Genomic DNA, 26,678 nt, shown 5'->3' on the forward strand with positions numbered 1-26,678 from the left:
TCAGCACTGAATTGCCCTTATTGTTAGTGGCAGATCCGCTTCATGTCGGCTTCGGACAAGCCCGTCATACGCTTGACCGTCTCGCGCTCCAAGCCGTTTTCTAGCAACGTGCGCGCGATCTTCAGCGCAGCTTCCTTGTGTCCTTCCTCACGGCCTTTTTCACGACCTTCTTCACGGCCTTCTTCACGGCCTTCTTCGCGTCCCAGCATCCGGCCGCGCTCCAGGCCTTTTTGCTCGAGCTTCTGTGCAATTGTCATCAAAACCTCCTCGTGTTGCGGTGAGCGGATCGCCAACTCTCGCATAAATCGCTCCGGATCCGCCGTGTCGCCCCACTGCAGCATGTAATGCATCAGCGACACCAACTGCTCGTGCGTAGTGTACCCCGTGCTCAACAGGCTGGCCAGTTGCTCCACCAGGGTCGCCAAATCGCGTTGCCGGATATGCTTTTGCAATAACTCCAGCATCGCCATGCGCCGATGCGTGATGATTTCATCATCCGGAATCACCGTGACATCCACCAAGGGAAAGCCTCCTGCATACAGCTGCGACGCCCACTCAGGCACCTCGAAGCTGTCCAGCCACCGCATCGAGTACGGATACGGACTGACCTGCCCGTGATAAAAGAGCATCGGAATCACCAGCGGCAGCCGGTCATGTCCGGCCTCTAGATGGCGCTGCATGGCGGCTACCGCGTAGCGCATTAGCCGAAACGCCATATGACGCTCCGGCCGGCTTTGATGCTCAATCAGCGCATACACGTACCCATCACCTTGCCGAGTCTGCAGCGACCACAGCACGTCCGAATAGTAGGCGCGTAAATCTTCTTCGACAAAGCTTGCCGACTCCAGGCGCAATGTGCCCAAGTCGCACTGCGCTAACCACGGCGTGGGCAAATGCAGGCTTAAGAAATCCCGTGCGGTGTCCGGATGCGTGAGGAACTGCTTGAACAGCGCATCATGCGGCGTCATCGTCGATGAACGTTTCATGGCGAGCGTGGATCATGGGGGGCGCTTACTTTACCAGCGCTCGCGCGCAGCGCCCCCGGCGGCTCTCCGCCGCGATGACAGTGAGTGACACTGATTTTTCGAACCGATCTTTAGCATACATTTTCTCTGTCCTTGTGTGTGCCGGATGGATTTGCCTGCGCGAGATCGAGGCACCGCGCCGCTGGTGCCGCCGTTTGCCCGCTGGGTAAAAACGGCGCGGTGCTCAGTATGAGCCGACAAACAAAAATCAGCATGATGCTCAACGAGCATCGCGAGAGGTTCCCGGTACGGCACCACCAGACACCGGTAACGCTCTGCATTGAGTGATGTGGCAGCAGGTCAGGTAAACTATCCCTATCTCGCATTTTCCCGCAGTACTTTCCAGATGACTCAAGAAGACCTCAAGCAACTCGTTGGCCACGCGGCGGCCGATTATGTGAACACTCACGTACCGGAAGGTGCAGTAATCGGTGTCGGGACCGGCTCAACCGCGAATTGCTTTATCGATGCGCTTGCTAGCAGCCGGGACCGGTATCGCGGGGCCGTATCGAGTTCCGTCGCGACAACGAACCGGCTGCTGTCGCATGGGTTTCGCGTATTCGAGTTGGGCGATGTCGAATCCTTGCCCGTCTACGTGGACGGTGCGGACGAGATCGATCCGCATGGCGCGATGATTAAGGGCGGTGGCGGGGCATTGACGCGCGAAAAGATCGTCGCGTCGGCCGCCGACGTATTCGTGTGTATCGCAGATGCCAGCAAGCTAGTGCCAACGCTTGGCACATTCCCGTTACCGGTCGAAGTCGTGCCAATGGCACGCGTGGCGCTCGCGCGCCGTATCGCCCAGTTGACCGCTGGCACGGCAGTGTTGCGGCTCACGCCCAACGGTACACCATTCATGACCGACAATGGCAATGAGATCCTCGATGTCAAAGGACTGGCCATCGACGATCCCGTTGCGCTGGAGCGCGATATGAATCAATGGCCGGGCGTGGTAACCGTTGGGCTGTTCGCCGCGCGTGGCGCCGACTTGTGTCTGATCGGCACCGAGCACGGCGTGCAGCGCATCGATTACGCGCGGCGCTGATCCATTTCGCCTTCAGCCAATTTGCTCGAGTGCCTCGCTCAGTTCCAGCCACTCGGCCTCAAGCTCGGCGAGCTTATTGCAGACCTCGGCCTGACGCCTCAGTGCGTCAGTTAGGTTCGCCTTGTGCGCCGGCTCATGGCTCGACGGCGCCGCGATGAACGCTTCGAGTGAGGCTTTTTCGGTGCTCAATGCATCCATCTGCTGCTCGATCTTACCGATTTGGTTCTGCAAAGGCTTGCGCAGCTGCGCGGTCTTTTGCCGGGCCTGTGCGTCGGCTCGGCGTTGTGCCTTGCGGTTGATTGCCGTGTCGGCACCAGTTATGTCCGAGGAGCCGTCGCGGTTTGCCGTGCCGGCACTCGGTGTTTGCGCGTTGGCCTGCGAGCCGGCCCGTCTTGCCGCGTCGCGCTGCTCGGCTGCATGCTGCAGTAGCCAGTCGCGGTAGTCGTCCAGGTCGCCGTCGAATGGCGCAACCTGGTGCTTCGCGACCAGCATGAACTGATCGGTCGTCGCACGCAGTAAGTGTCGGTCGTGAGACACGAGAATCAACGTTCCTTCGAACTGGGCCAGTGCCATCGTCAACGCATGGCGCGTTTCGAGATCGAGGTGATTGGTCGGCTCGTCGAGCAACAACAAATTGGGGCGTTGCCAGACAATCAACGCAAGGGCGAGGCGGGCTTTTTCGCCGCCCGAGAACGGGCGAATCGGCGTGGTGGCCATTTCGCCGCTGAAGTTGAAGCTACCCAGGAAGTCGCGCAATTCCTGCTCGCGTGTGTCCGGGGCAAGCCGTGCCAGATGCTGCAGGGGCGTGTCGTCCTCTCGCAACGTCTCGAGCTGGTGCTGCGCGAAATACCCGATCGTCAATCCTTTTGCGTTGCGCACGACACCCCCGATCGGCGCCAGGGTGCCAGCCAGCGTCTTGATCAATGTCGACTTGCCTTGGCCGTTGGCACCGAGCAAACCAATGCGCTGGCCACTCTGAATCGATACGTTGACGTCGTCGACGATCACAGCCGGCGCGCCGCCGCTGTCCGACGGATAACCGCAGCGAACCTGCTCCATCACAAGCATCGGGTTCGGTGCACACGTGGGTTCGCGAAACTCGAAGGTGAGCGGTGACGACGCGTGCGCCGGCGCGATGCGCTCCATTTTTTCGAGTGCCTTCATCCGGCTTTGTGCTTGTCGCGCTTTCGTGGCCTTGGCCTTGAATCGGTCGATGAAGCTGTGCAGGTGCGCGATCGTGCGCTGCTGCTTTTCGTATGCGCTTTGTTGTAGCGCGAGCTGTTGTGCCCGCTGGACCTCGAATTGGCTATAGTTGCCGCCGTAACGCTTGATCTGGCGTTGTTCTAGGTGCAGTGTGACATGACATACTGAGTCGAGAAATTCCCGGTCGTGCGAAATGACGATCAGCGTGCCCGCGTAGCGATGCAGCCAGTCTTCGAGCCACACGATGGCGTCCAAATCTAGGTGGTTCGTGGGCTCGTCTAGCAGGAGCAGGTCGGAGCGCGACATCAGCGCCTGCGCGAGGTTCAGCCGCATGCGCCAGCCGCCGGAGAAACTGGCGACCGGCGCCAGCGTCTGCTCGAGCGTGAAGCCCAGGCCGAGCAACAGCGCTTGCGCGCGAGCTGGAGCTGAATAGCCGTCGACATCCGCCAGTGCCGCATGCGCGAGCGCTTGCTCGGCGCCGTCGTCGGCGGCGCACGCCGCGGCGATACGTGCTTCGATGTCGCGCAATTCCGTGTCACCGTCCAACGTGTAGTCGAGCGCGCTGCACTCGACCGCGGGCGTTTCCTGCGCCACATGCGCGATGCGCCATGACGGCGGCAGCGCGAGTTCGCCGGCATCCGGCTGCAGTTGCCCCCGTAAAAGGGCAAACAGCGTCGACTTGCCAGCGCCATTCGCGCCAATCAGGCCGGCTTTTTCGCCCGGGTTCAGCGTGAAGGTGACGCTTTCGAAAAGCGACTTCGTGCCGCGCGACAGACTGAGTTGGTTGAAGCGGATCACGGCAGGACCATTATGGGGATGCGTGGAAAACCAGTATTGTAGATCGGCCCCGCATCGGACAGTCGTGCGTCCGGCCGATGCCGGGCAGTCCAAAGTTGCTCTACACTGCACGTATGACCTCATGCTCGTACAAGGAGTCCGGATGAGCCAACTCTATTCATTCTCTGCGCGCTCACTGCAGGGCGACGACATTTCGCTGGAGCACTACCGCGGCAAGGTCCTGCTAATCGTCAACACCGCTAGCGAATGCGGGTTCACGCCGCAATATGCGGGATTGCAGGCCTTGTATGAACGATATGCGGCGCGCGGCCTGGAGATACTGGGCTTTCCGTGCAACCAGTTTGGTAAGCAGGAGCCGGGCGACGCACAGCAGATCGGCGCATTTTGCGAGAAAAACTACCAGGTCACGTTCCCGATGTTTGACAAGATCGATGTCAACGGTGCCCATGCGCACCCGCTGTATCGCTATTTGACCGGGGAAGCGCCCGGCGTGCTCGGGACCGAGGCGATCAAGTGGAACTTCACCAAGTTTTTGATCGATCGCGAAGGCAGGTCGGTCAAGCGCTATGCGCCTGTCACCCAACCCGACGCAATCGAGCCGGATATCGAAAAGTTGCTTTGAAGCGGCTGAGCTTGTCGGCATACGTGCCGGTGCGTCTTCTTGTATTGGTTGGCCGACGCACGTGATAAGAGCGTGTCCTCGACGGAGGGCCTTTGCCCATCGACTAGCGGATGGCGAGACCATCGGTGGACCATAAACGCAGCTTCTTGTGCAGCTTCCTGTGTGGCTGCGTGTCCACGCGGACACGCAGCCATGTGTGCGTCGCTGCTACCATGAACGAGCAGCTGTTAGCGCTTCGATCAAAACCGCGACAACTTAGAACCGGTGCACGATCCCTGCAGCGGCGGCAAATTGACTCTGCGATGACGAGGGCGCACCGTTCATCACATCGCCGATCGACGCGGTGGCCTTGACCACGCTCGTGGTGCCGTCCGGTGCCGTCGTAAACGTATTGCCGCTTGCGCGCTGGTAAGCCTGCACCATGTAGATGCCGGTACGCTTTGACAGGCTATAGTACTGCGACAGATTGAACTGGTTATACCGTGCTGCGTGCTCGATTCCGTTGGCCTTGCTTGCGCGCGCATGGTTGTAGCCGGCAGCGAGGTCCCACACTGGGCTCGGTTTCCAGTGCAGCACGACACCCGCCGCATTGAATACGGCCTGATTACGAAAGCGCGACAGCATGCCTGGCACGTACTGTGTGTTCGTATAAGAGAGCGAAACATCAAGTTCGGGCGTGATTGTCCACCCGCCTGTCACGCCGACGCGTTGTTGTGCCTGCGCGGTTTGGTACCCATAGTTGATCGCCGACACAGGGGGCTTGCCGTTGGAGGTGGTCGCCGATTGCACATCCCATTCGCCGCCGCCAACGGCGGCGTTATTGATGCGCTGAAATCCCGCAGCGATACCCAGCGGTCCGTTGATATATTGCACGCCCGCACTCCACGTCGAACCGCGGTACGCACTGCCGGGCACGCCCGCGAATGCATACGATCCTCCGAACTTCAATCCATTGAGGTTGGGGGACATATAGACAATCGAACTGTTCGTGCGGTACGCCATATTTAGGGCGCTGACGTCGCCTGGGTGCGAGCCGTACGCCGTGAGCCACGTTGTCGGGCTATATGGCGCGAGCAATGTGTAATAGGCAGTATATTGGCGGCCCGCCGTCACGGTCCCAAACTCAGGATGCGCCATACCCACGAAGGCCTGCCGGCCAAACTGAGCGTTTTTTTCGAATAGGGCTTCACCATTTGCGCCGTTGAAACCGGCTTCCAGCGTGAATAGGGCCTTCATCCCGCCGCCAAGATCTTCGTCGCCCTTGAAGCCGATGCGGTTGCCTAACCAGACGCCGTGAGCCATCTTGATGGCCGAGCGTCCGCCATTGACCGAGCCCGGCGTTGTCTGGCTGGTTTGATAGCCAATTCCGTTGTCCACGGCCCCATATAACGTGACGTTGCTCTGTGCCCAAGCGGCATTCGCGGCAAGGCCACTGAAGGCCACAATGGTCATCGCTCGCTTTTTCATTGGTTCTCCTTTCCTGTGCAGCTGACGCTGGTTGCGCGCTGCGTGTGGCGGTTCGGTTTGGACGGATCAAAGCCGTCAAAACGCAAGCTCGACGGTAGCCTCTCCCGGATTTAATCCCCAGCAGGGCTGCACGCTACTTTGTGTCCGGTCATTCGACGGACCGGACGGTCTCAATGGTAAGTGGCAAAAAGTACGGCGTTGTGCGCGGATGGCTTATTGGAAGCAGAATCTGGCGGTCAAAGTACAGTTATTAGGAAAAGTTTGCGGTTTGGCAAACACTTTGCGGCGTGACACTAAAATTATCTGGGACCACGCCGTCAAAGGACGGTAATGTCGGCATTTCGCAGATCGATCCGATGAGTCGATTTGTACCAACATTGCAATCAAATGCGCAGGCATTGTCATGAATTTTCGAGTAAAGACATGATGAAGCTAGCATTGCCATTGTCATTAGCCGCCACGTTTCTACTGTTGATGTTAGACAGTGCCGTGTAGGGAGTGCCTCGTTGAACCAATCGATCGATGCATATGGCATGGTGCTGGATCGCGATGGGGCCAATAAACAAAAAATTTCGAACACTCGTTTCCTATGCCATGTCAAGGACCTAGTGCCGGAAGGGAGGGGTGCGTTGCAGTGCAGCAATGTCCCCAGGCATTGGGTCGGCGCTGGTTCGTGTTTGAAGCAGCGGACAAGCCGGCGACGGGCAATGGGCGACGTTGCTGCGCCCTTTGCCGGACGGCGATGCGCGCGATGATCATACGGTTCCCGGCCGCGCATGCGATGATGGGGCGGGGACACTGTAAAGGCCTGGAGGCGTTCAAGCTAGCATACTATGGTTCCGCCGCGGGCGACCGTGTCGTGGGTGGCGCTGATTGCGTACCGGCCATCCTGCCGGCAAATGCGGCTCAGACTATTGCAGCATAAAGCGCTGCGGCTGCCAAACAGGCTAAGGCGCGTACCCGACGCGCTTCCATCGTAAGTATCGTGCTGACGTTGTTCGTCCCGGACGGCTGTAATTGAGTCGTTCGCCGGCATGCCGATTCATCGTCCTGCGCCATTGTTGACGGCCCGCGTGGCGGTGGGGTTCTAATTGACAGTCTCAGCTTTGAGACGGTACAGCTTTAAAGATGTAGGCGGCACTCGATCATCGCATCGAGCCCGCGCCGCTATAGAATCGGCGCGAACAGCCGCGCGACGTGCATCGCCATGCGCCGCCACGCCGGCGTGCGCGCGTATTCGCTGACTTGGACCGGATCAGACAGCGCGAAATCGGCCTCGAGCATGGCTGCGACCTCTGCGGCAAACGTGGAATCGACAGTCAATAGCATGATCTCGAAGTTCAGGCGAAATGACCGATTATCGAGGTTCGCACTGCCGATTGCGGCGGCGACACAATCAATTAGCATGACCTTCTGGTGAAGGAAGCCGGGCCGATAGCGGAAGACTTGGACGCCCGCCTGCACCATGTCATGGGCGTACAGTCGGGAGGCTTCAAAAACGACGATATGATCGCGGCGTGACGGAATCAGCACGCGCACGTCGACGCCGCGCATCGCGGCGAGCCTGAGGGCGGCGAATACGGCCTCATCGGGTATCAAGTAAGGGCTGGTGATCCAGATGCGCTCGCGTGCCGCATGAATCGCTGCGACAAAGAACAATGAGCCGGTTTCCTGGCGGTCGGCCGGACCGCTAGCGATGACTTGGCAATGCATGTTGCCACCCCACGGGCGGATGGGCGGCGTGGTACGGGGCAGCCGCTGCGTGGCCCAGAACCAATCCTCGACGAACACGAATTCGATTTGTTTTACCACAGGCCCGCGCACTTCAATATGCGTATCACGCCACGGCGATAACGGGGGTTTGCCCCCCAGGTATTCGATACCGACGTTGTGGCCGCCGATGAATGCGCGTTCGCCATCGACGACGACGATTTTGCGGTGATTGCGGAAATTGAGCTGAAAACGGTTGACGAAGCGGCGGTTGGTGGCGAACGCATGTACCTGCACGCCGCCGGCACGCAATGCGCTGACGTAGGCTGCTGGCAGGTCGATACTGCCGATGCTGTCATACAGCAAATGCACCTGCACCCCTTGTGCCGCCTTGGCCAGCAGGGCATCGCGCAGCATGTCGCCGACTGTGTCGGCCCGAATGATGAAGAACTGGACGAGCACGTAGTGACGTGCCGCGTCAATTGCGTCGAAGATCGCCGCAAACGTCGCCTCGCCGTTCACCAGCGTGCGCACGTGGTTGCCCGCCAAAAACGGCATGCGCGCGAGCGACGACAGTGCGGCGATCGTCTGTGCGCCCAACTGGTTGACCGGCGCGCTGTCCAGCGCGTCGGATTGCGTGCCGATGTTGCCGACTAGGTCTAAACGCCGCTCCCAGATTGCCTCGTACTCGACGCGTCGCGCATCGACATACCCCTCGAAACGGCTACGCCCCAGGAAAAGGTACGGAACCAGCGTTAGGTAGGGCATTGCGACGAGCGAAACCGCCCACGCAATTGCCCCTTGCGACGTACGCGTGTGCAGAATCGCATGGCAGGCGGCGATGACGCCGAGCCCATGCGCACAAGCGACTAATGTACCGAGATGGAGCCAATCCAGTTGCATGCGGGAAAGCGGGCCAATGACGGCTCGCGCGGTGCGGCATGTCTTGCATCTTACCTGTCGTGGCCGTTTTTCGGCAGCGCCGATGTGGCGTGCATGCCGCAATGGCGTATGCATCGGACAATGTGGTGCCGCAGCGTGCGGTTATGCCTTCTGTCCAGCGGTGCTATACGCCGACAGGGCTGTCTTGCATCATGATTTGCCGCGTGGCAGGTCCGACGCGTGCAGCAGAAATACGCTGTCGTCGCCGGCGTGGGTCGGCAGCCACGTCAATGGCAGGCCACCGAACGCGGCCTCGACGTGAGGCCGTTCATTGCCGATTTCAATGACGAGAACCCCGTCATCGGTCAGCCAGTCGCGCGCGGCACCGATGATCCGGCGCACGATGTCCATACCGTCACAGCCACCCGCCAGCGCCATGGCCGGTTCGTGGCGATACTCGGCCGGCAATGCCTGCATTGACGCCTCGTTGACGTAAGGTGGGTTGGCCAGAATCAAATCGTACTGGCGCTGCGGCAGCGGCTCGAACAGGTCGCCTTCGAACAGCGTGATCCGCTCATTCAAGTCGTAGTCGTCGATGTTGCGCTGCGCCACCTGCAGCGCGTGTGCCGAGAGGTCGACCGCGTCGATCTCGGCGCTTGGGAACGCGTCGGCCGCCATGATCGCAAGGCAGCCGGAGCCGGTACACAACTCGAGCACCGCGCCCAGTTCATCGGGCGCGTCGATCCACGGCGACAGCCGCTCGAGCAGCAACTCGCCAATGAGTGAGCGCGGCACGATCACGCGCTCGTCGATATGGAAGCGATAGCCGTGCAGCCAAGCTTCGTGAGTCAGGTAAGCGGCCGGCAACCGCTGCGTGACACGCCGCTCGATGATGTCGAGTACCGCGCCGATCTCGTCGTCCAGCAGACGCGCATCGAGGAAGGGGTCCAGCGTGTCGAGCGGCAGGTGCAGCGTATGGAGTACCAGATACGCGGCTTCGTCATAAGCGTTTGCGCTGCCGTGGCCGAATGCCAATTGGGCTTGGTTGAAGCGGGTGACCGCATAGCGCAGCAAGTCGCGGACGGTCGAAAACGAATGGTTCATGGTAAGCGACGGCATGAGCGCCGGGTTGAGCGTTGGCGGATAGGAAGGGGCACGGCGGTATGAGGTGCCAGCGACGTATTGAGTTCGACGTCGCCGGCGGTCGGGTCGGGCTGCGTTTGGCATCGCCACGGCGGCGCCAACCGTTCCGTACGTCACACGACGAGACGCTCCAGTACGCCCCGATAAACGTTTTTCAATGGCTCAATGTGGGCCAACTCGATATGTTCATCGACCTTGTGGATCGACGCGTTACACGGGCCAAATTCGATGACCTGCTTGCAGATCCGCGCAATAAAGCGGCCATCGGAGGTGCCGCCGGTGGTCGAGAGCACGGGGCGCATGCCGGTCTCGGCCTCGATCGCTTGCTCGAGCGCGTTGGATAGCTCGCCGCGCGGTGTCAGGAACGGCATGCCGCTCAGATTCCACGTCAATGTGTAGTCCAGCCCGTGGGCGTCGAGGATTGCGTGCACGCGTGCTTTTAACTCGTCGGGCGTTGTCGCGGTCGAGAAGCGGAAGTTGAAGTCGACGCTTGCACTGCCTGGGATGATATTGGTCGCGCCAGTGCCGGCATGCAGGTTCGATACCTGCCACGTGGTCGGCGGGAAATACTCGTTGCCCTGGTCCCATGCCACACGCACGAGGTCAGCCAGCGCGGGCGCGAGCAGGTGCACCGGATTCTTCGCCAGGTGCGGGTACGCGATATGACCTTGTATGCCACGCACGGTCAACGTGCCGGATAGCGAACCGCGTCGCCCGTTCTTCACCGTGTCGCCGAAGCGCTCGCTGGAGGTTGGCTCGCCGACCACGCAGTAGTCCAGGCGCTCGCCGCGCGCTTCAAGCCGCTCGATCACCTTAACCGTGCCATAGCGCGCCGGCCCTTCCTCATCGCTGGTGATCAGCAGGCCGATCGAGCCGCGGTGTCGCGGATGGGCGGCAACGCATTCCTCGGTCGCGACGACAAAGGCGGCCAGCGACGCCTTCATGTCAGCCGCGCCGCGTCCGTACAGTCGGCCGTCGCGTTGCACTGGAACAAATGGATCGCTGCTCCATTGCTCGAGCGGCCCGGTCGGCACCACATCGGTGTGGCCGGCGAACGCCAGCAGCTTGCCCGCCGGGCCGTCAGCGCCGCGCTTGAGCGCCCACAGGTTGGTAACACCGCCCTCGGTGAGGGTTTCGCAGGTGAAGCCGAGCGCCACAAGGCGCTCGGCTATCAATGCCTGGCAGCCTGCGTCCTCGGGCGTGACGGATGCTCGGCCGATCAGGGCCTCGGTCAGGGCAAGGGTGCGGCTCATGGGTAGGAAAGGTCAGAACAGCGTTTGATACTGGTCGGCCGAGAAGCCAACCGCCTTGATGCCGCCGTCGGCCACGAGCACGGGACGTTTGATCACCGACGGCTTGTCGATCATCAATGCGATGGCGCCGTCGGTTGTGCCGGCCGCCGCCTTTTGCTCGTCGCTGAGCGCGCGCCATGTGGTGCCGCGTCGGTTCACGAGTGTGTCCAGCGGCACCTGGGCGAGCCAGTCGCGCAGCAATGCGTCGTTGACGCCGGCCTTCTTGACGTCGTGGAACGCGTACGCGACACCGTGCGCGTCGAGCCAGTTGCGCGCCTTCTTCACGGTGTCGCAGTTCGGGATCCCATAGACGGTTAGCGCGTTGCCGCGCGACTGGCTGGCGGCCATTTAATCGCCCCGCAGCAGTTCGTTGATGCCGACCTTCGAACGGGTCTTGGCATCGACTTTCTTGACGATCACCGCGCAGTACAGGCTGTATTTGCCGTCGGCCGACGGCAGGTTGCCAGCCACGACGACGGAGCCCGGCGGTACGCGGCCGTACATGACTTCGCCGGTTTCGCGATCATAGATCTTCGTGCTCTGGCCGAGATAGACGCCCATCGAGATCACCGAATTCTCTCCGATGATCACGCCTTCGACGACTTCGGAGCGCGCGCCGATGAAGCAGTTGTCCTCGATGATCACCGGATTGGCCTGCAGCGGCTCGAGCACGCCGCCAATGCCGACCCCGCCGGACAGGTGAACGTTTTTGCCGATCTGCGCGCACGAGCCAACGGTGGCCCACGTGTCGACCATCGTGCCTTCGTCAACGTAGGCACCGATGTTGGTGTACGACGGCATCAGCACGACGTTCTTCGCGATATACGAGCCGCGGCGCGCGATCGCCGGCGGCACGACACGAAAGCCGCCCGCAGCAAAGTCCTCGGGCGTGTAGCGCGCGAACTTGGAAGGCACCTTGTCGTAGAACTGCGAGTAGCCGCCGGCGGCCATCGGCACGTTGTCCTCAAGCCGGAACGAGAGCAACACTGCCTTTTTCAGCCATTGGTTGACGACCCAGTCGCCGTCCTTCTTTTCGGCTACGCGAAGTGTGCCGCGGTCCAGTTCGCCGATCACGTGCGCGACAGCCTCGCGGATGTCGGCGGGGGCGGACTTCGGTGATAGCTCGGCGCGGTTTTCCCACGCGGTGTCGATGATCTGCTGCAAGGGTTGCGACATGGCTTGATGACTCGAGTGTGGTTGATATCGATGCAATGCGTGCGCGCCGCGCGGCAGGCGACAGCGCGCTACAGGCTTTGACAGAATTGGACGATGCGTCGCGCGCCTTCGACGCATTCGGCGGTGTCCGCGACCAGCGCGATGCGCACGTAGTTGCGTCCCGGGTTGGCGCCGTGCGCGGTGCGCGCGAGATAGGAGCCCGGCAGGACGGTGACATTATAGTCGGCGTACAAGCGCCGCGCGAATGCGCAATCGTCCAACCCGGTGCGCGACACCTGCGCCCATAGGTAGAACCCCGCGTCGGGCATCGCGACATCCAGCACGTCGGCCAGCATCGGGGTGACGATGCCGAATTTCTCGACGTACTGTCGGCGGTTGTCACGCACGTGCTGCTCGTCGCCCCACGCGGCGATGCTCGCGGCCTGGTAGACGGGGCTCAACGCCGAACCGTGATAAGTGCGGAACAATAGGAAGCGTTTCAGGATCGATGCGTCGCCTGCCACGAATCCAGAGCGCATTCCCGGCACGTTCGAGCGCTTGGACAGGCTGGAGAACATCACGATGCGCTCGAAGCCGCGACCTAGTGCGTGGGCGGCCTGTAGCGCGCCAAGCGGCGGGTTGCGTTCGTCGAAATAGATTTCAGAGTAGCACTCGTCGGACGCGATGGTGAAGCCGAAGCGCTCGGCCAGGGCGAAAATCTCCCGCCAGTCGTCCAGGCCCAACACGGCCCCGGTCGGATTGCCCGGGGAGCACACATACAGCAGCTGCGTGCGTGCCCAGACATCGTGTGGCACCGTGCCGTAATCGCATGCGTAATGGCGGGCCGGATCGCTGTTCACGTAGTACGGCTGCGCACCGGCGAGCAGCGCCGCCCCTTCGTAGATCTGATAGAACGGATTCGGGCACAGCACGACCGGCGGCTGACCCGCATCGCTTGTGCGACTGGGGTCGATGACCGTTTGCGCGAACGCGAACAGCGCCTCACGTGAGCCGGCCACCGGCAGCACGTTGGTGGCTGGGTCCACCGCCGGCAATCCATAGCGGCGCTGCAGCCACGCCGCGATCGCGTGCCGCAACGGCGACGTGCCGGCGGTCGCGGGGTACGACGCCAAGCCATCGAGCGACGCGCGAACGGCCTCGCGAACCAGCGCTGGCGTCGGATGCTTCGGCTCACCGATGCCAAAGCTGATCGGTGCATAGGCCGGCGAAGGGGTCACGCCGTCGAACAGTGCGCGCAGCTTTTCAAATGGATACGGTTGCAGCAGGTCGAGACGCGGATTCACTAGCAAGCCTTGGTGGCGGCGTCGGGCACGGCGTTGGGCTGCCAGGTCGGCAGCCGGGACAGACGCCGCCGCGTCAATGTACGCGGCCGCCGAGTTGAACGCGGGTTATGATTCACAAAAATATAATTATAGCGTGCCTGCGCGCGCGGGCGTGCCGCCGGCACGACACGCTGCGTAACGAGCGGTCCGAGCCGGTTTGGGCTGCCAATCGACGATGGTATGATTGGCCCCGAACGTCCGGGCGCCGCATGGGTGCCGCGCGGACTCCATGCAATCTCTCTAGAACAGCGAATATCGCCGTGCGTCTGACCTCGATCAAGCTCGCTGGCTTCAAGTCCTTCGTCGATCTGACTCATTTCCAGGTGCCCGGCCAGCTCGTTGGCGTCGTCGGCCCCAATGGTTGCGGCAAGTCGAACATCATCGACGCGGTGCGCTGGGTGCTCGGCGAATCACGCGCGTCCGAGTTGCGCGGCGAATCGATGCAGGACGTGATCTTCAACGGCTCGACCGCGCGCAAGCCGGCCAGTCGCGCCAGCGTCGAGTTGGTGTTCGACAACGGCGACGGGCGGGCGGCGGGCCAATGGAGCCAATACGCGGAAATCGCGGTCAAGCGCGTACTCACGCGTGACGGCACGTCCAGCTACTACATCAACAACCTGCCGGCGCGCCGGCGCGACATCCAGGACATCTTTCTGGGCACAGGCCTGGGCCCGCGCGCGTACGCGATCATCGGCCAAGGGATGATCGCGCGGATCATCGAGGCCAAGCCCGAGGAGTTGCGCGTCTTCCTGGAGGAGGCGGCCGGTGTGTCCAAATATAAGGAGCGGCGCCGGGAGACGGCGAACCGTCTGAATGACACGCGCGACAATCTGACTCGCGTCGAGGATATCGTGCGCGAACTCAGCACGAACCTGGACAAGCTCGAAGGGCAGGCCACGATCGCGCAGCAGTTCAAGGCGTTGCAGGCCGAGGGCGAGGAAAAGCAGCGCCTGCTGTGGCTGCTGCGCAAGAACGAGGCGCAGGCCGAGCAGGAGCGCCAGCAGCGGGCGATCGGCGCCGCGCAGGTCGAGCTTGAGGCGCAGATGGCGAGGCTGCGCGAAGTCGAAGCGCAACTGGAGACGATGCGCGTCGCGCATTACGCGGCCAGCGATGCGATGCAGGGCGCGCAAGGGACGCTGTACGAGGCCAATGCCGAGGTCAGCCGGCTGGAAGCGGAGATCAAATTCATCGTCGAGTCGCGCAATCGTGCACAGAACCAGATCGCGGCGCTCACCGCGCAGCGGGATCAGTGGCAGAGGCAGTCCGAGAAGGCACGCGACGAGTTGGCCGACGCGCACGCGTTGCTGGCCGAGGCCGAGGAGCGGGTGGCGCGCGCGCAGGACGACGCGGCGGCGCAAAACGATGCGCTGCCGGCGTTGGAAGTGCGGTGGCGCGAGGCGCAGGCCAAGCTCAATGACGAGCGGGGCGCGATCGCGCAAGCGGAACAAGCGTTAAAGCTGGAGGCGGCGCATCAGCGTAACGCCGACCAGCAGTTGCAGCAGTTGCAGGTGCGGCTGGAGCGCCTGAGGAGCGAGCGGCAGGGGCTGGACGCGCCGGACGAGGCGCAACTCGAGGAACTGCGCATGCAGTTGGCCGAGCACGAGCAGATTCTGGACGATGCGCAGCAACGGCTCGCCGACGCGCAACAGCAGGCGCCGCAGCTAGAGGAGGCGCGCCGCGCTGCGCAGGAGCGTGTGCAGCAAGAAAACGCACGGATTCACCAGCTCGAGGCACGCTTGGCCGCGCTCAAGCAGTTGCAGCAAAACGTGCAGACGCAGGGCAAGCTCCAGCCGTGGCTGGACAAGCATGAACTGGCTACGCTACCGCGCCTGTGGAAGAAGCTGCACATCGAGCCCGGCTGGGAAATAGCACTGGAATCGGTCCTGCGCGAGCGACTGGCCGCGCTCGAAATCTCGAATCTGGACTGGGTCAACGCGTTCGCCACCGATGCGCCGCCGGCCAAACTCGCGTTCTATGCGCCTCCACCGGCCGGCAAGCCGCTGCAGACGCCGGCCGGACTGCGGCCGTTGCTGACGCTACTGCGCATCGATGACCCGGGACTGCGCGCGGTGCTCGGCGACTGGCTTGCCCATGCGTTCGTGGCCGACGAACTCGGCCAGGCACTGGCCGCGCGTGCTCAGCTGCCAGATGGCGGATGCTTCGTCGTCCAGGCCGGCCATCTGGTCACCCGCGTCGGCGTGCAACTGTATGCAGCCGATTCCGAGCAGGCCGGCATGCTTGCGCGGCAACAGGAAATCGACAATCTCGGGCGTGAGGTCCGTGCTCAGGTGCTATTAGCGGATGAAGCGCGCGGCGCCGCGGTGCGCGCCGAGGCCGCACATACGCAGGCGACGCAGGCGCTGGCCGATGCGCGGGCACAAGTCGAACGCGCGACGCAGCAGGTGCATGCATTGCAACTGGACGTGCTCAAGCTGACGCAGGCGCATGAGCGCTACACGCAACGTAGCGTGCAGATTGGCGAGGAGCTCGATGAGATCGCCGCGCAGATCGACGAGCAGCGAGTTCTGCGCAGCGAGTCCGAGAGCAATTTTGAGCGTTTCGACACCGAGCTGGCCGAGCTGCAGGCGCGCTTTGAAGACGAGCAATTGGCGTTCGAGGCGCTCGACGAAACCCTGGCAGACGCCCGCCAGAAGGCGCGGGAACTGGAGCGCGTGGCTCAAGATGCGGTCTATGCGCAGCGCGATGTCGCGGCCCGCATCGAGACCCTCACGCGCAGTATCCAGGTCGCGCTGGAGCAGGATGAGCGCGTCGCCGGCGCGCTGCAAGAGGCGCGTGCGGAACTGGAAACGATCAACGGGCAAACGGCCCATACCGGGCTGCAGCAAGCGCTGGCATGGCGCAGCGAGCGTGAGCACGCGCTGCAGGCCGCGCGTGCAGAACTCGATGCGCTGACTGGCCAATTGCGGCAGGCCGACGAGCAGCGCCTGGCCGCGGAACGCTCGCTGCAGCCGCTGCGCGACAAGATTACCGAGTTGCAGCTCAAGGAGCAGGCGGCACGGCTCAATCGCGAGCAGTTCGTTGAGCAACTGGAGGCAGCCGGCGTCGACGAGACGGCGCTGCAAGCCAAGCTCGGCGCGGACATGAAGCCATCGTACCTGCAGGGTGAGGTGACGCGGATCAATCACGCCATCACCGCGCTGGGCCCGGTGAACATGGCGGCGTTGGACGAATTGAGTGCGGCTCGCCAACGCAAGCAGTTCCTGGATGCGCAGTCGGCCGACCTGCAGCACGCGATCGAGACGCTCGAGGACGCTATCCGCAAGATCGACGAGGAGACGCGGGCGCTGTTGCAGGGCACCTTCGACGAGGTCAACCGGCATTTCGGCGAACTGTTCCCACGGTTATTCGGCGGTGGACAGGCCAAGCTGATCATGACGGGCGCGGAGATCCTCGATGCCGGCGTACAGGTGATGGCGCAGCCGCCGGGCAAAAAGAATTCGACTATTCACCTGCTGTCCGGGGGCGAGAAGGCGCTGACCGCGACGGCATTGGTGTTTGCGATGTTCCAGCTCAATCCGGCGCCATTTTGCTTGCTGGATGAGGTCGATGCGCCGCTGGATGACGCCAACACCGAACGCTTCGCGAACCTGGTGCGGGCGATGTCGGACAAGACGCAGTTCCTGTTCATCTCGCACAATAAGATTGCGATGGAAATGGCCCAGCAGTTGATCGGTGTGACGATGCAGGAACAAGGCGTGTCGCGAATCGTCGCGGTCGATATGGAAACGGCCGCGGGCTTCGCGCAGAACGCTGGGTAATGGACAGCAACACGAATAAGCTTTGCTGATGGAGTCTGCATGGATGAATTGACGCTCGGATTGATAGGGGCGGGCGCAGTGGTGGTGACCGGCGTGGTCGCGTACAACGCGTGGCAGGCAGCCAAGGTACGGCGCAGAATGCCCCGTCCGATGCCGGACGAGGCGGCGGCGGAGTGGGCGCGCGCACCCAACGCGAACGAGGAGCGGCCGTTCATCGAGCCCGCGGCCCCGGGTTCACGCCATGAGCCCGGTTTGGGTACGGATCAGGCCGGGGCACGCCGTGAACCGAGTTTCGGGCCGTCGGCGGCGCCCGATACGCCGGTCGATCTGCAGGCGGAAGGCGCCGGCGATGGGATTGGCGCCGCACAGGCCGAGCCGCGCGCTGCGGATGACGGGCTGCAGGAACCGATCATGCCGGCTGCGACGACGATCAACGCCGCACCGCCGGCGCTCGTGGATCGGCGTATCGACTGCGTCGTGCCGATCCGCATCGCAGCGCCGGTCGCCGCCGAGAAGGTGCTGCCGCTCGCGCAACGGTTGCGGCGTGCCGGTGGCAAGCCGGCGTTCATCGAGGGCAAGGCCGAAGGCCGCGAGCATTGGGAGTGGTTGCAGCCGGGCGGTCGGTACCACGAGTTGCGTGCGGCGGTGCAACTGGCCAACCGCAACGGGCCGCTGAACGAGTTGGAATTTTCGGAGTTTGTGTCCGGCGTGCAGGCTTTCGCCGATGCGCTGGATGGCGCGCCCGAGTTTCCGGACATGATGGAAACGGTGTCGATGGCGCGTGAACTGGATGGGTTCGCCGCGCAATGCGATGCCCAATTGTCTGTTAACGTGTTGTCCGACGGCGCGCCATGGTCGGCCAATTATGTCCAGGCCGTTGCATCACAGGACGGATTGTTGCTCTCGCGCGACGGCACGCGGTTCGTCAAGCTCGACGCCAAGCAAAATCCGGTGTTCATGCTGCAGTTCGGCGACACCAATTTCTTGCGTGACGACCTGACATACAAGGGTGGCACGATGATCACGCTGCTATTGGACGTGCCGGTGGCCGACGAAGACATCTTGCCGTTCCGGCTGATGTGCGACTATGCGAAGTCGCTCGCGCAGCGCATTGGCGCGCGGGTCGTCGACGACCAACGCCGGCCGCTGCCCGAGACGGCGCTGGCGGCGATCGATACGCAACTGATGACGCTGTACGCGAAGCTGGAGCAGGCAGGTATTCCCGCCGGCTCGCCGGCGACCCGACGGCTGTTTAGCAATTGACCGACCCGGCGCGCCGGTGGCCGTTGGCCGTTGGCGTTCGCCAGTCAATGATGGGGTGCCTGGCGTGGCACCTGCGCGAGCCCGGTGTCTGGCGCCGGGCTTTTTTGTGCTGCCCGTCCTGTCATAGCGCTTCCGGCGGATGCCGCCGCGTGTGGCTTCCTGCGATAATTTCACCATGAACAACCGATTTTCATCTCACGCATGATGTTTCCGCCGTCCGCCGACCGCCCGGCCGAGCGTGCCGCCTGGCTGCGCACGGAGCTTGATCGCGCCAATCACGCGTATTACGTGCTCGACCGACCGGAGATCCCGGATGCCGAGTATGACAAGCTATTCAAGGAACTCGAGCAGATCGAGGCGGACCATCCGGATCTGATCACGCCCGACTCGCCCACGCAGCGTGTCGGTGGCGCGGTCGCCGAAGGTTTTGCGCCCATCGTTCACGATGTGCCGATGTTGTCGCTGAACAATGGTTTCGAGGACAGCAACGTCGACGCGTTCGACAAGCGCGTCAGTGATGTGCTGCAGCACGGTGACGTCGAATATGCATGCGAGCTAAAGTTCGATGGCCTGGCAATCTCGCTGCGGTATGAGAACGGCCGTTTCGTGCAGGCTTCCACGCGCGGCGACGGCACGACTGGCGAGGACGTGACCGCGAACGTGCGGACCATTCGGTCACTGCCACTGACACTCAACGGCAACGCGGTGCCGAAAGTCATCGATGTGCGCGGCGAAGTGCTGATGTACAAGCGCGATTTTGAGCGACTTAACGCGCGGCAGCGCGAGGCGGGCCAGCGTGAGTTCGCGAACCCGCGCAACGCGGCGGCCGGCAGTCTTCGGCAGCTTGATTCGAGAATCACCGCGAAGCGTCCATTGTCGTTTTTCGCGTACGGCATCGGCGTGCTCGACGGCGTGCCGATGCCGGATACGCATTCGGCGCTGCTTGACTGGTACGCCAGCATGGGCTTGCCGGTGAACAAGGAACGGGCGGTGGTCCGCGGCGCGGCGGGCCTGCTTGCGTTCTTCCGCGACGTGGGCGCGCGCCGCGCGTCGCTGCCGTATGACATCGACGGCGTCGTCTACAAAGTCAACCGGCGTGACGAGCAGGACCGGCTTGGTTTCGTGTCCCGTGCGCCGCGCTTTGCGCTGGCGCACAAGTTTCCGGCCGAGGAAGCGCTGACCCGGCTGCTGGCGATCGAGGTGCAGGTCGGCCGTACCGGCGCGATCACGCCCGTTGCGCGGCTCGAGCCGGTCTTCGTCGGTGGCGCCACGGTGACCAATGCGACGCTGCACAATGAGGACGAAGTACGTCGCAAGGATATCCTGATCGGGGACACCGTCATCGTGCGCCGCGCCGGCGACGTGATTCCGGAGGTGGTCGGTGCCATTCAGGAGCGTCGGCCGGCCGATGCGCGGCCTTTCACGATGCCGACCCACTGCCCGGTCTGTAGCTCCGCAATCGAACGGCTGCTGGACGAGGCGATCGCGCGATGCACGGGTGGATTGGTCTGCGCCGCGCAGCGCAAGCAGGCATTGTGGCATTTCGCGCAGCGGCGCGCACTCGACATCGATGGGCTCGGCGAGAAGATCATTGATCAATTGGTCGAGCAGAACCTGATCCGTACGCCCGCAGACCTGTTCAACCTTGGCTTTGCGACAGTGGCGCAACTGGACCGCTTCGCGGACAAGTCCGCGCAGAACCTGATCGACTCGTTGGAGCGCGCGCGCCATACGACGTTGCCGCGGTTTATCTATGCGCTGGGCATTCGACACGTGGGCGAGGCGACCGCAAGGGACCTGGCCCGGCATTTCGGCTCGCTCGATGCGTTGATGGATGCCAGCGAGGAGGCGCTGCTCGAGGTCAACGACGTCGGCCCCGTGGTCGCGGAGGCAATCCGCCATTTCTTCTCGGAGCCGCATAACCGGATGGTGATCGAGCAACTGCGTGCAGCCGGCGTGCAGTGGCCCGAGGGGCCGCCGGCACCCCGGAAACCGGCCGGGCCGCTTGCCGGCATGACGGTGGTGCTGACTGGCACGTTGCCGACCCTGTCCCGCGAGGCAGCGAAGGAGAGGCTGGAGGCTGCTGGCGCGAAGGTCGCGGGATCGGTGTCGAAGAAGACGAATTACGTGGTGGCCGGAGCCGATGCGGGCAGCAAGCTAACGAAGGCTGAGGAGTTGGGCATTCCGATCGTCGACGAAGAAGAGATGCGTAGGCTTTTAGAGGGTGAACAGCAATGATTCACGAAATTCTCAAAATGGGCGACCCGCGTCTGTTGCGCATGGCGAAACCGGTGGACAAGTTCAATACGCCGGAATTGCATCAACTGATCCAAGACATGTTCGAGACGATGCGCGCGGCCAACGGCGCGGGATTGGCCGCGCCGCAGATCGGTGTGGATCTGCAGGTCGTGATCTTTGGCTTCGGGCAGAACGCGCGCTATCCGGATGCGCCAGCTGTACCGGAGAGCGTGCTGATCAACCCGATGATCACCCCCGTTTCGCTGGATATGGAAGAGGGGTGGGAAGGCTGCTTGTCGGTGCCGGGGCTGCGGTGCATTGTCAGCCGTCTGTCGATGATCCGGTATGAAGGTCTTGACCAGTACGGCCAGCCGATCGACCGTATCGCCGAGGGGTTTCATGCGCGGGTCGTGCAGCATGAGTGCGACCATCTGATTGGTAAGCTGTATCCAATGCGGATTACCGACTTTTCGAACTTTGGTTTTACCGAAGTGCTGTTCCCGGGCCTGGATCCTGTGTCCGACGATTGACACAGGCCCGCGTCGCCGACGGCCATCGGCTGCGTCAGAAATGCTCGTCCGCGCGCAAGTATCGCCATTTACCGGACGGCAGCGCGCCAAGCACCAGTTGGCCTATTCTGACGCGTTTCAGGCCGACGACCTCCAGACCGACTAATTCGCACATGCGACGGATCTGGCGTTTGCGACCCTCGCGCAACACGAAGCGTAGCTGCTCGCCGTTCTGCCAATCGACCTGTGCCGGCTTGAGCCGCACGCCATCCAGTGACAATCCTTCGCGCAGTTGCGCTAACTTATCGGTAGGGAAATAGCGATCCACTTGCTGTGTGTACGTGCCGTAGCGTACGCGCACCAAATATTCCTTTTCCACTTCGGATTGTTCGCCAATCAACTGCTTGGCGATACGGCCGTCCTGCGTCAGCACGAGTAAGCCGGTCGAATCGATGTCAAGCCGGCCAGCAGGCGCTAGTGAGCGCAGATGGGTGGCGGAAAAGCGCGTGGGCGCGGGATCGTCGCTCCAGCGATTGGCCGGCGTGACGAGCGCGACGGCGGGAGGGTAGTCGTCTTCCGGCTGGCCGGAGACGTAGCCGACCGGCTTATGCAGCACGATCGTGACTTGCCGGGCCTGGGCCGCTCGGGCGTGGGGTAGCACGTCGATGTGCTGCGTGGCGGTGATCTTCGCGCCGAGCGTGTCAACAATCTGCCCGTCGACGCGGACCCAGCCCTTCTCAATCCATTCGTCGGCTTCTCGGCGCGAGCACAAGCCGAGTTCGGACATCCGCTTTGACAACCGCATCTGGCCGGGCACATCGGCCTCGATCCCGCGGCGGATGTCGCGACGCGGTACCCCCGCGTCGGCGCGCGGACGCGAGGGACGCGTCCTGTCCGTTGACGCGCGCTCGGCCTGCCGTGTGCCGCCGCCCCGCTCGCGGGTACCGCGTGCGGCGCCTTGTTCGGCAGTGCCCCTTGCGTCAATGCGCTCGGCCAGTGCCTGCGCCGGCGATTGGCGCGGCTTGCGACCGGCATGGCCGGGCTTATCGCGGCGTGCCGGCGCTTGCGCCCGCGTACGCTCGCCGGCACTTGCGCCGCGCGCGCGACCGCCGCGATCCGTATCCTGGGACGGCTCACTGGCGGCCACCTCGTCTTGCCGCTTGGCGCGACGCGCTTGCGTCGGTGCGGTGGCGAGACGGCGGGCCGACGCGTGTCGTCGATCCGGCGGGGGCGAGGTCGATGATGACGACGTGGGGGGCGGCATGGGCGTCGATGCAGCGCCCGACAGGCGAGGCGCGCGCCTAGCGTCGCGCGCGTCAGCTCGGCCGCCCGAGTCCGCGCGGGCAGGTGCCCCGGCCGTCGTTCGGCGCGGCGCGGTGGCGTTGCCTGGCTTGTCGGCGCGCACGCTCCCGTGCCGCTTGCCGGCTGTCGTGGTGTTACCGCCGACGGGCGGGACCGGTTGAGGGGTGGGGCGACGCCCAGCCGGCGCACGCTGGTCGGCGTCGCGGCTTTCCCGCGGGGCCTGCGCGGCGGCGCGCCGGGTTGCGTCGCGCTTCGCCCCGGGCCGTACCGGTTGTCGCGACGGTGAGTCTGGTCGAGGATGTTTTGCGGTAAGCTTGACGCGCATAAGATTTAAACTGCGATTGCGCGCAGTAGTTCGGTTTCAAGTTGGATCTGCTTGCGGCTGTCAGCTAAGCCGTTGCCATCAAGCAGGAAAATGTCCTCGACCCGCTCGCCGAGCGTGTTGATTCGGGCGGCCCGCACGCCGACGCGATGGTCGGCCAGCACGCGCGCGATCCCATACAGCAGCCCAAGCCGGTCGTTGGCGGAAATCGATAACAAATAGTACTGGCCCCGTTCGTCGGCGCGCAGATCGACGCGCGGCGTGATCGGGAAGGTACGCGACAGGCGTGACAGGCGGCCCTTGGCCGGCTCGGGCAACAGGTCGGGCGAAGTGAACCGTGCGGCGAGTTGTTGCTCGACGAGGTTGGCGATGTCGCGGTAGTGCACGCCTTCGTCAGTGCTGACCACCAGGAAGTTGTCCAGCGCGTAGCCATGCCGCGTAGTGCTCACCCGCGCATCAAGCACGGACAGACCGCTGTGCTCGAAATACGCGCAAATGCCGGCGAACAGGTCGGGCCGGTCCTGCAAGTAGACGAGCACCTGTAATCCGTCGCCGATCGGCGATGGCCGCGCCCGCACGATCGGGGCAGCACAGTGGACGTGTCGATAAAGCACGCGGGTCTGCCATGCGATGTCAGCCGCGTCATGGCGCAGAAAGTAGCCGACGTCGAGTTGGTCCCACAGCGCTTGATGCGCGCCGTCCGGCACCGTTTGCAGCCGTAGCAGCGCGAGCGCTTCGTCCTTGCGCGCGCGTAGTTCGGCGTGCTGGTCCGGCCGGGCGCCCCCCAGCACGTTTAGCGTGACCCGGTACAGGTCTTCGAGCAGCTTGCCTTTCCACGCGTTCCAGACCTTCGGGCTGGTACCGCGGATATCCGCCACGGTCAGCAAGTACAGTGCGGTGAGCCGGCGCTCGTCATGCACGAGGGTGGCGAAACGGCCGATCACGGCCGGGTCGGACGTGTCTTGCTTCTGGGCGACCTGGCTCATCGTCAGATGATGCTCGACGAGCCAGACGACCAGCGCGGCATCCTGCGGGCTCACGCCGTGCTCGCGGCAAAAGCGTCGGGCGTCGGTCATGCCCAGCTTCGAATGATCGCCGCCGCGGCCTTTCGCGATGTCGTGGAACAGCGCAGCGATATACAGCACCCACGGTCGCTCGAAATTGGCGAACAGCTGGCTACAGAACGGGTACTCGTGCGCATGCTCTGCGATCGCGAAGCGCCGGATATTGCGCAGCACCATCAGGATGTGCTGGTCGACCGTGTACACGTGATACAGATCATGCTGCATTTGGCCGACGATGCGGCGGAAATTGAGCAGATAGCACCCGAGCACGCTCGTCTGGTTCATCAGCCGCAGTGCGTGCGTGATACCTTCCGGCTGCTGCAGGATCTCCATGAACAAGCGGCGGTTGTGCGGGTCGCGACGCCAGTTTCGGTCCATGATCTCCCGCGCGTTGTACAGCGCGCGCAGTGTCCGGGCGGACAGACCTTTGACCCCTCGCGCCTGCTCGTACAGTAGAAATGCCTCTAGGATCGCGTTGGGGGTGCGCTGGAACACGTCGTCATCGACGATTTCCAGCATGCCCTGTTTCTCGACGAAGTGCTCGGACAAGTGACGTGTGACACCGCTAGTCCGCGGGAAGAGTTGTGCCTCGACGTTCTGAATCAGAATGGTGGCCAGTTGCGTGACCGCCTTGGCGGCCCAGTAGTAGCGCCGCATCAATTGCTCGCTGGCGCGCTTGTCGCGCGTGCACCGGTAGCCCAATGCCTCGGCCAGTGCGGTCTGCAGGTCGAACGTGAGAACGTCCTGGCGTCGTCCGGCGAGCACGTGCAGCCGGGCGCGCAGCGTTTTCAGAAATTGCTCGTTGCGCCGCAGCTCGCGGCTTTCGCGCACGGTAATCAGTCCGCGCGCCTCGAGCGCCTGCCAGCTGTGGCCGAAGCCGGCGGCGCGCGTGATCCATAGGATCAACTGCAAGTCACGCAAGCCCCCGGGACTTTCCTTGCAGTTGGGCTCGAGGCTATATGGCGAATCTTGGAATTTCGCGTGCCGCTGGCGCATCTCGAGCATTTTTGCAGTAAAGAATGCGCGCGGATCGAGCGTTTCGTAAAAGCGCGCGAGGAACGCCTGCTGCAGCGTGATGTTGCCAACGACCCTGCGCGCTTCGAGCAGCGACGTTTGCACGGTGACGTCCTGACGCGCCTCGTCGATGCACTGCTCGACGGTGCGCACGCTACTGCCTAGTTCAAGCCCCAGGTCCCACGCCAGCCTAATAAAGCGCTCAATACTGGCCCGCAGGTTTTCGTCGGGCTCGTCGTCGAGCAGTACTAGAATGTCGATGTCGGAATGCGGCGCGAGCGCGTCGCGCCCGTAGCCGCCCACAGCAAGCAGCGTCAATGCTGGCGGCATTGCGCACGCCTGCCATGCATCGACGAGCGCGCCATCGACCCGCCGCGCGAGCGAGCGCATCAGCGTGTCGACGTTGCCGGCATGCGCGAACCGTTTAAGCAATTGGGCCTTGGCTGCCGTAAATTCGTTTTTCAGCGACGAGGGGGGCACGGTGGACATAACGCAGGCACTCATGGGCAAGCCTGTGTCATCGAATCGGGCGCGGCAGGTGGCGCTGCGCGGAGTCGGGATGCCGACTCCGTATGATGACGCGAGGCAGGCGGCGTGTGACGGCGCATCGGCGTGGCGGCCAGTGTGGGGCGGTACGCCGACTCACGCGGTGCCAGCAATCGTCGGTTTGGCTGGCGTGCCGGCCGACACGGTTAGCACTTCGTAGCCGGTTTGTGTAACCAGCACCGTGTGTTCCCATTGCGCGGACAAGCTGCGATCGCGCGTCTTGACGGTCCACTTGTCCGGCATCGTGCGGATGTCGCGGCGCCCCGCATTAATCATCGGCTCGACCGTAAAGATCATGCTCGGCTGGAGCTGCACGCCCGCGCCAGGGCGACCGTAGTGCAGGATCTGCGGGTCCTCATGGAACACAGTGCCAATGCCGTGGCCGCAATATTCGCGCACAACACTGTAGCCGTGTGCTTCGGCGTGCCGCTGGATTGCGTGCCCAATGTCGCCCAGATGCGCGCCGGGCCGCACCTGCTCAATGCCGAGCCACATGCATTCATACGTGACCTGCACGAGCCGCTTGGCTAAGATCGATCCTTCGCCGACAATGAACATGCGGCTCGTGTCGCCAAAGTAACCGTCCTTAATCACCGTGATGTCGATGTTCAGCGTGTCGCCGTTCTTTAATTGTTTGTCGCCGGGGATACCGTGGCAAATCACATCGTTGACGGAGATGCAGGTGGCTTTCGGATACGGCGGATAGCCGGGCGGCTGGTAGTTCAGCGGCGCGGGCACGGTGTGCTGCTCCTTGACCATGTATTCGTGGCAGAGCCGGTCGAGCTCGCCGGTGGTGATGCCGGGCTGGATGAAAGGCGTGATGTAATCAAGCACTTCGCTCGCAAGGCGGCAGGCGACGCGCATCTTTGCGATGTCGTGTTCGGTTTTAATCGTGACGGTCATAAGGGACCACGTTGGGTAAATGGCATGAAGTTGTGCCACATTATCGCATCTTC

General features: G+C 63.1%; 18 protein-coding genes. 6 read left to right on the top strand and 12 right to left on the bottom strand.

All coding sequences use genetic code 11. From position 1 onward, the window contains the following. Window positions 1–23: 23 nt before the first annotated feature. A complete protein-coding gene (locus tag IHE30_RS05605; protein WP_337689434.1) occupies window positions 24–986 on the bottom strand; it encodes an Rpn family recombination-promoting nuclease/putative transposase in 963 nt (320 codons plus the stop codon). A gap of 385 nt (window positions 987–1,371) precedes the next feature. Between IHE30_RS05605 and rpiA the strand changes: the two genes are divergently transcribed. Next, window positions 1,372–2,070 carry a ribose-5-phosphate isomerase RpiA gene (rpiA, locus tag IHE30_RS05610; RefSeq protein WP_337689435.1) on the top strand — a complete coding sequence of 233 codons (699 nt, stop codon included), beginning with the start codon at window positions 1,372–1,374 and terminating at the stop codon, window positions 2,068–2,070. Window positions 2,071–2,082: 12 nt separating this feature from the next. On the opposite strand, the gene IHE30_RS05615 is transcribed toward rpiA, so the two are convergent. Further along, window positions 2,083–4,071 carry an ATP-binding cassette domain-containing protein gene (locus tag IHE30_RS05615; RefSeq protein WP_337689436.1) on the bottom strand — a complete coding sequence of 663 codons (1,989 nt, stop codon included), beginning with the start codon at window positions 4,069–4,071 and terminating at the stop codon, window positions 2,083–2,085. A gap of 142 nt (window positions 4,072–4,213) precedes the next feature. Between IHE30_RS05615 and IHE30_RS05620 the strand changes: the two genes are divergently transcribed. Next, the gene (locus IHE30_RS05620) at window positions 4,214–4,693 is read left to right on the top strand and encodes a glutathione peroxidase (RefSeq protein WP_337689437.1); all 480 of its coding nucleotides are present in this window, start codon (window positions 4,214–4,216) and stop codon (window positions 4,691–4,693) included. Between the two features lie 255 nt (window positions 4,694–4,948). On the opposite strand, the gene IHE30_RS05625 is transcribed toward IHE30_RS05620, so the two are convergent. The 7 genes from IHE30_RS05625 to dapC form a co-directional block, all read right to left on the bottom strand. Next, window positions 4,949–6,160, bottom strand: a complete 1,212-nt coding sequence (locus IHE30_RS05625) for a porin (protein WP_337689438.1) — start codon at window positions 6,158–6,160, stop codon at window positions 4,949–4,951. A 1,167-nt stretch (window positions 6,161–7,327) separates the two neighbouring features. Then, a complete protein-coding gene (gene cls / locus IHE30_RS05630) occupies window positions 7,328–8,887 on the bottom strand; it encodes a cardiolipin synthase (protein WP_443193605.1) in 1,560 nt (519 codons plus the stop codon). Between the two features lie 75 nt (window positions 8,888–8,962). Continuing rightward, the gene (prmB, locus tag IHE30_RS05635; protein WP_337689440.1) at window positions 8,963–9,856 is read right to left on the bottom strand and encodes a 50S ribosomal protein L3 N(5)-glutamine methyltransferase; all 894 of its coding nucleotides are present in this window, start codon (window positions 9,854–9,856) and stop codon (window positions 8,963–8,965) included. A 152-nt stretch (window positions 9,857–10,008) separates the two neighbouring features. Next, complete coding sequence (dapE, locus tag IHE30_RS05640; RefSeq protein WP_337689441.1) at window positions 10,009–11,148, bottom strand: succinyl-diaminopimelate desuccinylase; 1,140 nt, start codon at window positions 11,146–11,148, stop codon at window positions 10,009–10,011. A 12-nt stretch (window positions 11,149–11,160) separates the two neighbouring features. Beyond that, window positions 11,161–11,535: an ArsC family reductase gene (locus IHE30_RS05645; protein WP_337689442.1), complete on the bottom strand. Its 375-nt coding sequence runs from the start codon at window positions 11,533–11,535 to the stop codon at window positions 11,161–11,163. After that, complete coding sequence (gene dapD, locus IHE30_RS05650) at window positions 11,536–12,363, bottom strand: 2,3,4,5-tetrahydropyridine-2,6-dicarboxylate N-succinyltransferase (protein ID WP_337689443.1); 828 nt, start codon at window positions 12,361–12,363, stop codon at window positions 11,536–11,538. A 68-nt stretch (window positions 12,364–12,431) separates the two neighbouring features. Continuing rightward, window positions 12,432–13,646: a succinyldiaminopimelate transaminase gene (gene dapC, locus IHE30_RS05655; RefSeq protein WP_337689444.1), complete on the bottom strand. Its 1,215-nt coding sequence runs from the start codon at window positions 13,644–13,646 to the stop codon at window positions 12,432–12,434. Between the two features lie 299 nt (window positions 13,647–13,945). Between dapC and smc the strand changes: the two genes are divergently transcribed. The 4 genes from smc to def all read left to right on the top strand — a co-directional run bounded on the left by smc (window position 13,946) and on the right by def (window position 21,495). After that, window positions 13,946–17,464, top strand: coding sequence for a chromosome segregation protein SMC (gene smc / locus IHE30_RS05660; RefSeq protein WP_337689445.1), 3,519 nt, complete (start codon window positions 13,946–13,948; stop codon window positions 17,462–17,464). A gap of 39 nt (window positions 17,465–17,503) precedes the next feature. Continuing rightward, window positions 17,504–18,727: a cell division protein ZipA C-terminal FtsZ-binding domain-containing protein gene (locus IHE30_RS05665; RefSeq protein ID WP_337689446.1), complete on the top strand. Its 1,224-nt coding sequence runs from the start codon at window positions 17,504–17,506 to the stop codon at window positions 18,725–18,727. Window positions 18,728–18,928: 201 nt separating this feature from the next. Next, complete coding sequence (gene ligA / locus IHE30_RS05670; protein WP_337689447.1) at window positions 18,929–20,965, top strand: NAD-dependent DNA ligase LigA; 2,037 nt, start codon at window positions 18,929–18,931, stop codon at window positions 20,963–20,965. Then, window positions 20,962–21,495 carry a peptide deformylase gene (gene def / locus IHE30_RS05675; RefSeq protein WP_337689448.1) on the top strand — a complete coding sequence of 178 codons (534 nt, stop codon included), beginning with the start codon at window positions 20,962–20,964 and terminating at the stop codon, window positions 21,493–21,495. Before ligA ends, def begins: the two co-directional genes overlap by 4 nt. Before the next feature lie 34 nt (window positions 21,496–21,529). Here def and IHE30_RS05680 read toward each other — a convergent pair whose 3' ends face one another. The 3 genes from IHE30_RS05680 to map form a co-directional block, all read right to left on the bottom strand. After that, window positions 21,530–22,738 (bottom strand): pseudouridine synthase, encoded by a 1,209-nt coding sequence (locus IHE30_RS05680; protein WP_337689449.1) that lies wholly within the window; start codon window positions 22,736–22,738, stop codon window positions 21,530–21,532. Between the two features lie 368 nt (window positions 22,739–23,106). After that, window positions 23,107–25,665, bottom strand: a complete 2,559-nt coding sequence (locus tag IHE30_RS05685) for a [protein-PII] uridylyltransferase (protein ID WP_443193614.1) — start codon at window positions 25,663–25,665, stop codon at window positions 23,107–23,109. A 153-nt stretch (window positions 25,666–25,818) separates the two neighbouring features. Continuing rightward, entirely contained in the window at window positions 25,819–26,625 is an 807-nt protein-coding gene (gene map / locus IHE30_RS05690) for a type I methionyl aminopeptidase (protein WP_337689451.1), read from the bottom strand. Window positions 26,626–26,678 lie beyond the last annotated feature (53 nt).

The sequence above is a fragment of the Mycetohabitans sp. B46 genome (assembly GCF_037389205.1).
GTDB lineage: Bacteria > Pseudomonadota > Gammaproteobacteria > Burkholderiales > Burkholderiaceae > Mycetohabitans.